Annotated in this window: 11 protein-coding genes; 3 read left to right on the top strand and 8 right to left on the bottom strand. The window is 39.7% G+C overall.

Features of this window, described 5'->3' with window-relative positions:
* Positions 1-48: 48 nt before the first annotated feature.
* From H3T84_RS02145 to H3T84_RS02110, 8 genes are all read right to left on the bottom strand, one after another.
* Positions 49-783 carry a uroporphyrinogen-III synthase gene (locus tag H3T84_RS02145; protein ID WP_198217562.1) on the bottom strand — a complete coding sequence of 245 codons (735 nt, stop codon included), beginning with the start codon at positions 781-783 and terminating at the stop codon, positions 49-51.
* Positions 780-1,712, bottom strand: coding sequence for a hydroxymethylbilane synthase (hemC, locus tag H3T84_RS02140; protein ID WP_100126389.1), 933 nt, complete (start codon positions 1,710-1,712; stop codon positions 780-782). Before hemC ends, H3T84_RS02145 begins: the two co-directional genes overlap by 4 nt.
* A 78-nt stretch (positions 1,713-1,790) precedes the next feature.
* On the bottom strand, positions 1,791-2,507 hold the full coding sequence (locus H3T84_RS02135; RefSeq protein ID WP_198217560.1) for an NAD-dependent deacylase: 717 nt from the start codon (positions 2,505-2,507) through the stop codon (positions 1,791-1,793).
* Positions 2,508-2,518: 11 nt separating this feature from the next.
* Complete coding sequence (locus H3T84_RS02130; RefSeq protein ID WP_198217558.1) at positions 2,519-3,706, bottom strand: acetylornithine/succinyldiaminopimelate transaminase; 1,188 nt, start codon at positions 3,704-3,706, stop codon at positions 2,519-2,521.
* A 347-nt stretch (positions 3,707-4,053) separates the two neighbouring features.
* Entirely contained in the window at positions 4,054-4,908 is an 855-nt protein-coding gene (gene htpX / locus H3T84_RS02125; RefSeq protein WP_198217555.1) for a protease HtpX, read from the bottom strand.
* Between the two features lie 222 nt (positions 4,909-5,130).
* The gene (locus H3T84_RS02120; protein WP_303831601.1) at positions 5,131-6,390 is read right to left on the bottom strand and encodes a glutamate-5-semialdehyde dehydrogenase; all 1,260 of its coding nucleotides are present in this window, start codon (positions 6,388-6,390) and stop codon (positions 5,131-5,133) included.
* Positions 6,391-6,550: 160 nt separating this feature from the next.
* On the bottom strand, positions 6,551-7,486 hold the full coding sequence (gene ppk2, locus H3T84_RS02115) for a polyphosphate kinase 2 (RefSeq protein WP_174833718.1): 936 nt from the start codon (positions 7,484-7,486) through the stop codon (positions 6,551-6,553).
* A 335-nt stretch (positions 7,487-7,821) separates the two neighbouring features.
* On the bottom strand, positions 7,822-10,176 hold the full coding sequence (locus H3T84_RS02110; protein WP_198217553.1) for a penicillin-binding protein 1A: 2,355 nt from the start codon (positions 10,174-10,176) through the stop codon (positions 7,822-7,824).
* Positions 10,177-10,357: 181 nt separating this feature from the next.
* Here H3T84_RS02110 and pilM point away from each other — a divergent pair, with 181 nt between their 5' ends.
* Genes pilM through H3T84_RS02095 form a run of 3 tightly spaced genes read left to right on the top strand, consistent with a single transcriptional unit; the run spans position 10,358 to position 12,745 of the window.
* Entirely contained in the window at positions 10,358-11,404 is a 1,047-nt protein-coding gene (gene pilM, locus H3T84_RS02105; RefSeq protein ID WP_198217551.1) for a type IV pilus biogenesis protein PilM, read from the top strand.
* 1 nt (position 11,405) lies between these two features.
* A complete protein-coding gene (locus H3T84_RS02100; protein WP_198217549.1) occupies positions 11,406-12,071 on the top strand; it encodes a PilN domain-containing protein in 666 nt (221 codons plus the stop codon).
* Positions 12,072-12,085: 14 nt separating this feature from the next.
* Positions 12,086-12,745, top strand: coding sequence for a type 4a pilus biogenesis protein PilO (locus H3T84_RS02095; RefSeq protein WP_198217547.1), 660 nt, complete (start codon positions 12,086-12,088; stop codon positions 12,743-12,745).
* Positions 12,746-12,778 lie beyond the last annotated feature (33 nt).

Below are 12,778 nucleotides of genomic sequence, written 5' to 3'. Positions count from 1 at the left end.
CTCCCTACTTTATATAATAGGTTAACAGCACTACTGAAGAAAATATCATCAGGTGCTGCGTGAATGCAAAAGTGCCAGTCCGCGACATAAGTCCGGAACATGAAGTGTCTGGACACCATATCCGGTTAACGCAGCATCTATGCGCGGATGGTGAACTAAGTATAACAAGCTTTTGCTAACTGCGTACAAATCCGGAGGTAATTGAGTAAACCACGCTTGGACTGCGGCAGTTGTCGTCATATACACTGCCTTCAAATTTCCCTGTTCAGCCTGTGTTGAAATAACTGACCAGTTTATAGGTACCGGATTTCGCTGATATACTTCTGCTACCTCAATTTGCCATCCTAGTTGATGCAGTTGCTTAATCAGCCAGTCGCGGCCACCTATACCTCTAATCAATAGCAATTTACCTTTACGCTGCTGCCATAAAGGCAAATGTAAAACTGCTTCACTATCATGTCCGTTTTCCGGATAAACAATCTGTTTAAATCCATAACCGGATAATGCTGATGCCGTAGCAGCACCCACTGCTACATGTATTAATTTATCAGAACGTGAAACATAATTTGCAGCAATATGTACGGCACTCGGGCTAACCCAGAAAATAATATTCTGATTCTGACTCTGGCTTTGACCAGATAGCCGGTTTAAAGCCGCTGATTGTGTCTGTAATTGCAGATATTCAAGTAAAATAGGTTGCCAGCCATAACGAATGCAACAGTCTATATCGGCAGTAGCTGCCAGCTGCGGACGCATTAGCACCAGACATGGTAAAGTATTCATCGGGTAGATAAAACATCATCAATTAACTGCTGCGCACCTTGATCGGCTAGCTGATGTGCAACCATCAAACCCAGCTGCTCTGCTTCACTAATATTTGCCTTTTCACTGGCTCGCAACACTGTTACACCATCTACAGATGCCACTAAACCACGTAACTCAAGCATGCCGGATTTCTCAGTACAATACGCTGCCAGCGGTACCTGACAGCTACCACCAAGTACACGTGCCAGAGTACGTTCTGCAGTAACACAGGCTGCTGTAACAGGATGGTGTAATGGTTGTAATAAAGTCAGTAAGTCCTCACGATGAGCGGCAACCTCTATAGCCAGCGCCCCCTGACCGGCAGCTGGCAGCAATATTTCTGGAGATAATATACACTGAATTCGCTGCTCTAAACCCAGTCGCTCAAGACCGGCTGCAGCAAGAATAATTGCAGCATATTCCTGTCTGTCAAGTTTATCCAGACGTGTTTGCACATTACCCCGCAGAGGCTTTACCTGCAAATCAGGATACAGCAACCTAATCTGAGCTTCCCGACGCAGACTTGAAGTTCCGACTATGGCATTAGCTGGTAAATCAGCCAAACAGCTAAACTGATGAGAAACAAATGCATCAAACGGATTAGCCCGCTCAGTTATTGCTGCCAAGATAAAGCCATCCGGAAGTTGCATAGGAACATCTTTAAGAGAGTGCACAGCAATATCTGCTGTTCCCTTTTGCAAGGCTAACTCAAGCTCTTTTATAAATAATCCCTTACCACCTATTTTGGATAAAGACTGATGCAATATCTGATCACCTCGGGTTGTCATACCCTGAATTTCAACAGATAACCCCGGATATGCAGTCTGAAGACATTGCTGTACATAATGAGCCTGCCACATAGCCAAAGTGCTTTCGCGGCTGGCAATGACTAAATCATTTTTTGTCATATTAATTTACAAGAATCAAAAAAATCAGAACAGAAATTTTAGCACTAACTAAAATTTGATTTTGATATACCACCCGTATCAGCAGGATAAAGAATGTGCTTCAGGACGTTGCAGTAATTCATTAACAAGACTAGATACACCAGCCTGAGCCGGGGCGCGAATAATCTGTACATTTTGCAAGCCATCAATCGGCTGGGGATCAACAAGGTAAATTTCAGCGTTCGGTGGTATATACTGGATTAGACCAGCGGCCGGATAAACCTGCAATGAAGTGCCAATGATAATTGCAATATCAGCTGAACGCATTACTTGTATAGCCTGTTCAATCATAGGCACCGCCTCACCAAACCAGACAATATGCGGCCTCATCGGAAAACCATTAACATCAACATCTGTTACGTTCTGATCCCCCAGGCAATCCACAATATAATTTTCATCAACACAGCTTCTGGCTTTTAATAACTCACCATGTAAATGTAAAACATGAGTACTTCCTGCTCGCTCATGCAAATCATCTACATTTTGAGTAATTATATCTACATCATAACCATCTTCCAGACGTTTCAGAGCAACATGAGCAGAATTGGGTTCGGTTTTTAGCAGTTGACGTCTTAGGTGATTATAAAAATTAAGCACATATAATGGCTGACGCTTAAATGCCTCCGGTGTTGCCACATCCTCTACACGTTCACCCTCCCACAAACCTCCCTGATTACGAAAAGTCTGTAAACCGCTTTCAGCACTAATACCGGATCCGGTTAATACAACAATATGCTGTCTGTTTGAGTTGGGCATAAATTCCATCATCAGATATGTATAAAAGCCGTAATCGCTGCTTTCAGTCGTTGTAATCCTGCCTGTAAATCAGTATCACTCAATAACAAACTCGGAGCCAGACGCAAGACATTATTACCGGCAACCAAAACCAGCAAACCATGTTGTAAAGCCAATTGCATTAACTGAGCAGCCTTTCCGGAATATGCCTCAGACATAACACAGCCAAGTAGTAATCCCTGACCCCTTACCTGAGAAAATACGCCAGTTGATTCAGCAAGTTCCTGCAAACCTGCCTGTAATTTTTTCCCTTGCTGAAGCACATTCTGCATTGTTTCCGGTGTATTAATAATATCAAATGCAGCACAGCCGACGGCACAGGCCAACGGATTACCACCAAAAGTACTGCCATGGCTGCCCGGTGTAAAGCTGTTTCCTATCTGAGCTGTGGTCAGCATTGCACCAATAGGAATACCACAACCCAAAGCTTTGGCGCTAGAAACTATATCTGGCTGAACATCATAATATTGATGGGCAAACAGTTTTCCTGTTCGCCCCATACCTGTTTGTACTTCATCAAAAATCAGTAAAGCCTGATGCCGGTCACAAGCCTCTCTGGCTGCCTGCAAAAATTCTTCAGTTGCCGGTAATACTCCGCTTTCCCCCTGAATAGGTTCAATGACAACTGCACAGGTTTTATCGTTAACAGCTGCCACAATGGCTGAGGAATCATTAAACGGAATATGTTTAATTCCGGTAGGTAAAGGTGCAAAATCATTGCTATATTTAGGTTGCCCGCCTACTGATACCGTAAACAAAGTACGTCCATGAAATCCGTTTACACAAGCTATAATTTCATGTTTTTGAGCTCCGGCAAAATGATCTCGTGCATACTTGCGAGCCAGCTTGAATGCAGCCTCATTGGCTTCTGCTCCGGAATTACAAAAAAATACTTGCTCAGCAAAGGTATTTTCAACGAGTCTTTTTGCCAAATCCTGTGCCGGCTGTGTTGTATAAATATTAGAAATATGCCAAAGCTTGTGTGCCTGGGCAGTCAGTGCCTGAATTAAGGCAGGATGGCAATGCCCCAGTGCATTAACAGCAATACCGCCGGCTAAATCTATATATTCCTGACCATTATCATCCCACACCCGGCTGCCCTGTGCATGATCCGGCAAGATAGGTGCAAAAGTAAAATTCGGGGTTAAGTAGTTGTGCATTTTTCTCTCTATTTATTATAAAAACATAATTTAGTTTGTAAAATTGTATATTGTTACAGCAATCATGAATTAAAGTCTGATGAATTAAAATATAGCCACAAAACAACTAAATTTTTATAAACAATACAAGATTACCACTTAGATAATAATAAATTCAAATATGTATGATATTTAATCAAAATATACCAGTATGTTTTGCCGCTAAATAATCAAATTTGAAATTCTTTTCAATAAAATAGATACGAGCACAATCCTTGAATAAATCTGGAGTTTAAAAAAAACAGTTTTGATTAAAATTCAGATTTGCCAGATTTAAATAGATAGAATTTACTTCTATCATATTAATATCACATCTGACGTAAGCGATTAATCCTGTTATCCAGTGTTGGATGAGTACTGAAAATCGCATCAGCAGTTTCACTGGCAATTCCGAAAGCCAGCATACCTGCAGGTAAATGGCTAGTTTCATATTTTAATCTTTGCAGGGCCGCTATCATTTTAGGCGCACCTACCAGACGAGCCGCTCCTTCATCTGCACGGTATTCACGCTGACGGCTAAACCACATAACTATCAAACTTGCCAGAGAACCGAATACTGTCTGTAAAATCATGCTTACCAGATAATAAGTACCATGAGATACCTCACCATTATCTTTTCTGGCTACAATCTCAGCAATTCGATGAGCCCAGAAAAAAACAAAAGTATTAACCACTCCTTGTAACAAGGTCATCGTTACCATATCACCATTGCCAATATGAGCTATTTCATGAGCCAGTACCGCTTCTACTTCATCCTGTGTCATACCATGCAGCAAACCAGTACTTACTGCTACCAGCGAACTATTGCGTGTAGCTCCGGTAGCAAAAGCATTAGGCTCGGGTGAAATATAAATAGCCACTTCCGGCATGGCAATATTCCACTGACTGGCCAGACTGGCAACAGTATTTAACAGCCAGGCTTCTTCTGCTGTTTGAGGCTGACCAATGACTTGACCATTAACAGAATTGAGTGCCAGTGTTTTAGACATTAGCAAAGAAACAAAAGAACCGGTAAAACCAACAACAGCAGCGAGTAACAACAGAATACCATAGCTATCACTATGAATATTAATACCCAAGAGTGTACAGAAAATATTCAGAACAATATTGATAACAATAATGACTGCCAGATTAGTAGCAATAAACAATACAATGCGTTTCACATTATACCCTTTTAATTTCTGTAAAATTTCATTAGTACAATAATATCAGTGACATATATAATAGTTATATTTAATTTTTATCTAATAAAAAACTGATATTTTATTCATAAATTTCGTAAATCAATTATTTAAAAAATTTATTGAAATCTAGCATTAAAAGCATAACAAATAATCATATGACAATTAACCAATATATGCTTAAATAATATTATGACCTAAAATTTAAAGACGTACTTGTCCTTGTCCCAAAGCAATCCATTTCTGGCTGGTTAATCCATATAAACCAACCGGGCCTCGAACATGCATTTTATCAGTCGATATTCCAATTTCAGCCCCCAAACCATATTCATATCCATCTGCAAAACGAGTTGATGCATTAACCATTACACTAGATGAGTCTACCGTACGTAAGAATAATTGTGCATTAGATAAGTCATTTGTGACAATACTATCAGTATGATGGCTACCGTAGTAATTAATATGACTGATAGCTTCGTTGATATCATTCACCACTTTAATTGAAAGAATAGGAGCCAGATACTCTGTTGACCAATCGACTTCTGAGGCTGGAATAATATTATCATTCAAAATTTTCTGAGTACGTTCACATCCACGTAATTCAACACCTTTTTCTGCATATTTTTCTTGAAGTAAAGGTAATAATTCTGTTGCACGACTAGCATGAATCAGCAAAGTTTCCATAGTATTGCACGTTCCGTAACGTGAAGTTTTAGCATTGATAGCGATATTAATCGCCATTTCTGCCTCAGCTGATGCATCAATATATACATGACATATACCATCCAGATGCTTGATAACCGGTATCCGCGTTTTTTCATTTACCCGCCGCACCAGACCTTTACCGCCCCGCGGAATAATTACATCAATATATTCAGATAAACTCACCAGTATATCTACACCGGCACGATCAGTATTAGTCAGCAGATTAACGGCCGTTTCCGGTAAACTAGCCTGTTTTAATGATGACGAAATAACCGAAGCAATTGCTTTATTGGTATTGATTGCTTCACTACCACCTCGTAACACACAACTGTTACCTGCTTTCAGGCATAATATGGCTGCGTCCAGGGTCACATTCGGACGGGATTCATAAATCATACCTATTACGCCTAATGGCACACGCATTTTACCGAGCGTAATGCCATTAGGCAGTACACGAAACTCATCCATTTCACCCACAGGATCCGCTAATGCGGCAACCTGATGTACACCATCAATCATTGCTGCAATTCTGCTTTGTGTAAGTTGCAGCCGATCCAGTAAAGCAGAATCCACTCCCTGCTGCCGTGCCAAACTCATATCCATTTCATTGGCAGCAAGAATTGCATCTCGCTCAACAGACAAGCCCTTTGCAATAAAGGACAATACCTGATTTTTCTGTACAGTAGATGCTGTATTAAGAGAAAAGCATGCATCCTTGGCTGCTTTAGCGATATCAGTAATATACTTGGTTAATTCCACGTGAGTTTACTTTCCTAAAAATAATACAAAAAATCATTCGTATTCTTATATAAAATCACATAAGACACATTTACCCAAGTAAAACAACCCTTGCATACCCATTAAAATCCATATGATATGTTAATTTCATCACATCTAAAATAGTTATCCAGCTATAGATTTAATCAATATGCGTATCGGTTGAATCTTTAAACTGAGTTTGTGGCTTTAGGACAATTAAATCATCTACAGCACCTATTGCATTGATATCCTTACCGGGATAATCCAGCTCAGTAAGAAAATGACGAATACAATTCAAGCGCGCACGTTTTTTATCGTCAGACTTAATCACTGTCCATGGAGCATCGCCGGTATGAGTATGGAAAAACATATCATTTTTAGCTTCAGTATAATCATCCCAGCGATCCAAGGACTGAATATCAACCGGAGAAAGCTTCCAATGCTTTAACGGGTCATCGCGCCGTGAAATAAAACGACGGAGCTGCTCTTCTCTGGATACAGAAAACCAGAATTTAAACAAATATATGCCACTATTTACCAGCATACGCTCCAATTCCGGTGTCTGGCGCATAAACTGCAAATACTCATGAGGCTGACAAAATCCCATTACACGCTCCACTCCGGCACGGTTATACCAGGAACGATCAAAAAAAACCATTTCACCACTAGTAGGCAAACGCTCAATATAACGCTGAAAATACCATTGCCCTTTTTCAGTTTCTGTAGGTTTTTCAAGTGCTACAACTCGTGCACCACGAGGATTAAGATGCTCCATAAAACGTTTAATCGTTCCCCCTTTACCTGCAGCATCTCTTCCTTCAAATAAAGATACAATTTTCTGGCCTGATTCCTTAACCCAGTTTTGCACTTTCAGTAATTCTATTTGCAATTTTGCTTTTTCACGTTCATAAGCTGCACGCCGCATCCGGGTGCGATAAGGATAGTTTGATGGCAAAGGAGCTGTAGATGAATCTTCATCTGTATGCCTTTTTCCCTGGGAGTCCAATACACTTTTCTCAAAAACTGTCAGCGTGGCTTCTTTATCCTTTGTATCAATTTCACTTGACTGCTCTTTCTGTAATTGTTGCTCGCTCATATATAATTCCTTTCTTTTCAACCTCAGAAGCTATTTTAAAATTACTTATAAAATTGTGATAATTTGTATAATCATTGTAACTCAATGTTATATTGATATACTAAATAATATGAATTACTAAAATAGACTATTGATTTTATTGATATTTTAATCATTTTGTTTTTTTACTTGATTACTTTTTCAGTATTCTGATTTTAAACCTTAAAATTTTCCGGCATTATTAATTAATTAAATATTAATGATTTAATACATCTATATTTTAAAACCCAATAAAAATGGACAATCATCCAGATTGTCCATTTTAGTGGGGAATATAATTGTATTAATATTGAAATTTAAAATAATGAATCTAGCTGACCATTATCGCCAGATTGAGGTACAACTGGTATTTCACCTCCATCATCTGCACCTCCGCCATTATTATTACTGCTTGTTTTAGCTGTTACCGGACCATCTGCACGATTGTCTAATGGCAAATCAGGATTAGTTGTCTGATGTTCTTTCAGAAAGTATTCACCGGATTTCTGAATAATACCTGCGGGAACAGGTGTATTAACGACAGTTTTTCCTTTTAATGCATGTCGCATGTATTCCAGCCATACCGGTACAGCAATAGTACCACCGAAAGCAGAACGCCCCATACTTCGAGGCCGGTCATAACCGATATAAACTGCACTGACGATGTTCGGATTAAAACCTACGAACCATGCATCTTTATTATCATTTGTTGTACCTGTTTTGCCTGCAATATCACTGCGTCCCAATGCATGTGCACTGTAAGCTGTACCATGGTTCACCACATCCATCATCATATGATACAGAATAAATGCGTTTCGTGGATCAATAGCCTGTGGTGCATTGACCTTAGCGACTAACGGCTGCATCCGCGCACGCAGATTACCGCGACTATCATAAATCCGGTCAATGACATAATTGGAAACTTTAAAACCGCCATTAGCAAAAATAGCATATCCTTCAGCCATCTGCATTGGCGTTACCTCACCACTGCCAAGAGCCATGGATAAACTGTTCGGAATCTGCTCCAGACGAAAACCAAAATGCTGAACATACTGTCTGGCATAGTCAACGCCCATTGCCATCAGTATGCGAATTGAAACCATATTTTTGGACGCAGTTAAAGCCTGACGCAATGTAATAAACCCGGCATAACGTCCGTCTGAATTCTTAGGTGTCCAGGCGCGACCACCAGAACCCATTCCTGGTAAAACAATCGGAGCATCATTTACCAATGATGCCGGCGTAAAGCCTTTAGCAATAGCTGCTGAATAAATAAAAGGTTTAAAAGATGAACCGGGCTGACGCTTGGCCTGAGTAGCACGATTAAAACTGCGGCGATAAAAATCATAACCACCAACCAAAGCTTTTACTGCTCCTGTTTGTGCATCCAGAGCAACAATCGCTCCTTGTAGCTCAGGCTGCTGTACAACACGATACTCTTTACCATCACCCCGTACATGCACAACAGAACCTACTCGGATAGCAGCATCTTCTAATTTTGGATTATTAATGGTTCGTTTAATCCAGTTGTAACTACTACCACCGATCCTGCTCTCTCCTACACCGCCAATGTACACCACAATTGAATTTGTACTAAGTTCAGTCACCACAGCCGGTAACATACCGTCTACAGCAGAACGATTTGCCAAGTACTGTTCTATTTGCTCATCACGCATATCTTCCGGGATTTTACTCAGGTCAAAAAAACCTTCTGCCCCCCGGTAAGCTGCGCCTCTATCAAAATTATTCAGCGTTTTACGCAAAGCTTCTGTTGCTACAGCCTGATCTTGCGAATTAACTGTTGTATAAACGCGAAATCCCTGAGTATAGGCTGCATCACCATATTTTTCATACATTTGCTGACGAACCATTTCTGCAACATAGAGTGCATTCTGATCGATAGGCTGCTGATAATGAACATAATTTAATGGTTCTGCAAAAGCGGCATCAGCCTGAGCAGGCGTTATTTTGCCCATTTCCACCATATTATTGAGAATATAACGCTGACGCATTTTAGCCCGTTGCGGATTTACAACAGGATTAAAGGTTGAAGGAGCCTTAGGTAAACCTGCCAAAATCGTTACTTCAGCCAAGTCTAGTTTTTGTACCGGCTTATTAAAATAAACAAGAGAAGCAGCTGCAAACCCGTAAGCCCGCTGTCCCAGGTAAATCTGATTAAAATAAAGCTCAAGAATCTGATCTTTACTCAATTTCTGTTCGATTTTATATGCAAGAAGCGCTTCATTGAATTTACGCGTATAGGTACGCTCATTAGTCAGATAAAAATTACGTGCTACCTGCTGAGTAATCGTACTGGCTCCGGATTGCACACCACCGGTCAGATTTGTAATCAGAGCTCGGGCAACACCAATAAAATCGACTCCGCCATGGTCATAAAAACGTTTGTCTTCAGCAGCGACCACCGCATCTTTCAACACCTGAGGAAAGTCATTGATTCGTGTAAAAGCACGCTTTTCCTCTCCAAACTGCCCCAGCAGCTTATTATCTGCCGAATAAATTGTCAGCGGCAATTTGGGTTGATAATGTGTTACCGCCTCCAACGAAGGCAGTTTCGGATAGGTAACCATAATCGCCACTGCCAGCAAACCGACAGCAAATAGTGCCAGTCCGGCAAACAAACCTACAGCAGAAAGTAAGAATTTTCTAATCATAATCAACTAATTTTCATTTAAAGGCTGCGAAATATATCCAAAATAAAGTAAACTTTGTTCTAAATTTTGTTAGCAATACATAACAACTACTTTTAACATCCGACATGACCCGTTTGATAAACAGACAGAAAGCCCTTTCATGAAACTGAGTAATTTTAATATAAATTCAAAGAATAAGAAGGTGGCCACAACATCCTCGAGACAGTGTCTTGGTATCAGTATTACTGATAAAAGCATTAACATGGTGCTATTAAATGCACGCAGTTTAAATCAATTTCGTCTCGAAAAATACGTTGTTGTCCCTCTGCCAAAAAATATTATTGGTAATGGCAACATCGAAGACCATGAAGAACTTGTAGCTTATTTGCAACAAGCAAAACAAAAATTGCAAAGCAATTGTCGTAACATTACGGTAGCTATTTCGCAAAAACAGGCCTCAGTTCAATTTCTCGACAGAAGTCCGGATACAGAGTATACCGAAGAAGAACAGATAATGGCTGAATTAGGTCAATATGACTCACTTGATGATGTGAGTTATGACTATCAGAGTGTTGATACAGATGATCTCGGTGATGAAAATCTGTTGTTAGTCAATAGCAAACGGGACGATGTCAATACTTTGATGGATGTTTATACTGAAGCTGGAATTGTACCTACACAGATGGATGTAGATTTACTGGCAATAATGAATAGTGCCATCACCTGGATCAATATCAGACAACCGGAACTGGCTAATAAATGTGTTGCTGTCTTCAATATTGATTACAGCGAAACACAAGCAATTATCATGCGCCACGGTAAATTACTTTATAAACAAGAAATTAACCTTGGTTATGATCATTTAATGCAGTCTTTAAGACGCAACTATCAGTTAACTGAAGAAGAAGCATGGGACATGCTTTATAATCCGTCCAAACCTGAAAATTACCTTGAATTAGTAGCCCATCCTTTCCAGCAACAATTTATTCAGGAAATTCAAAGAGTTTTACAGTTTTACTTTACATCAGCCAGCCAGGAAAATGAAATTGAGGAAATCCTGATTTTTGGCTATAGCAATAATAATGCCAATGGCTTTACTGACAGTATTAACCAGCAAACCCGTATACCGGCACAACAAATTAATCCTATCCTGTTAGCTCAGCCTGGTGATCGTATTGAAAAAGCAAAATTACTGCAGGATAGTAGCTTATTAACTGTTGCCTTTGGTCTGGCCGTAAGAGGATTATAAGATGTTACCATTACTAAAAATTAACCTGTTGCCTTATCGTGAAGAATTGCAGGCCAAACAAAAGAAAGAGTTTCAAACTTTACTTATCGGTGCAGTAATAATTGGTTTAGGTCTGGCCACTCTTGGCTATCTGACATTTGAAGGCCGGTTAAGCAGTCAGGAAAGACGTAATCAAGTATTAACAGACGGTATCAGTTTACTGGACAAAGACATTAAGAAAATTGGTCAGCTTGAAGCCGAGCGCAAAAACTTTCTGGCCCGGCAGGAAAAAGTTGAAGAACTGTCCAATAAGCGTTTTGAAGCGGCAAGAATACTGGACACATTAAACACTGTTGCTCCTATGGGTTTGTATATCACCAGTATTGAGGCCCAAAACGCCAATACCTATATAATTAATGGCAGAGCATTCAGTGATGCTAAAACAGCAGCATTTATGAGTGCGCTTCCGGGTAAGTTATTCAGTACTCCAGAATTAATGAATATTAAACGTGTTAATAATGCACAAGAGTTTAGCATCCGTATAAGCTTGAATAGTCTCTCCGATCAAGGTGACAAGAGTGAGTTTGATCAGCACAATAGTGCAAACTCAATAAATGCTGAGCAAAATCAAGCAACAGAAGCACAAAATAGTCAGAGCGACTCTGAAGCATCAGCGGCATCAAATTGAAGGAGAAACTGAATATGGCAAAAAATATTGATTTAAAAACAATAGATTTAAACTCCTTACCACAACAGAGCAAACCTGTACAATTAGGTATTGCAGGCGGGATTGTTGTTGTTATACTGGTATTGGCTTATTTCTTGGTATACAGTGGTGTAAATCAGCGAGTTACTGAGTTGCAACAGCAAGAAGAAGAGCTAAAACAGACTTATGCTGATAAAAGTAAAAAGGCAGCCCATTTAGATCAGCTGCAAGCTGAGCTCAATAAAATAAATGGTTCATTTAATTTACTATTAAAACAGTTGCCTACACAAGCTGAAATCCCTAATCTGATTCAGGAATTGCATGAATGTGCAACCAGAAACGGATTAAACATGGATAGCGTTTCACCTGCCGCGGCTACAAATACAAGCTCCGATAAAACCGGTGATTCTAAAGAGGCACAGCAAGTTATCCAAACTTTACCTTATCAGATTACACTGTCAGGCAATTACAACCAAATTAGCCATTTTGTAAGGGATGTAGGAAAATTATCACGAATTGTGACCTTAAATTCAATTGTATTAAAACGTAATGAAAAAGATAACACACTTACTTTAAATGCAGTTGCCAATACATATAAAGCTTTAAGCAATGCAGAAATCAAAGCACAGAACGATAATAGCAAGGATAAAAAATAGCTTAACATCTCTGTAATCGCGATACTTTAAGAT

The organism is Snodgrassella sp. M0110, assembly GCF_016101465.1.
Lineage (GTDB): Bacteria > Pseudomonadota > Gammaproteobacteria > Burkholderiales > Neisseriaceae > Snodgrassella > Snodgrassella alvi.
Note: the sequence above shows the minus strand (reverse complement) of the source record. Positions and strands in the feature narration are given on the sequence as shown.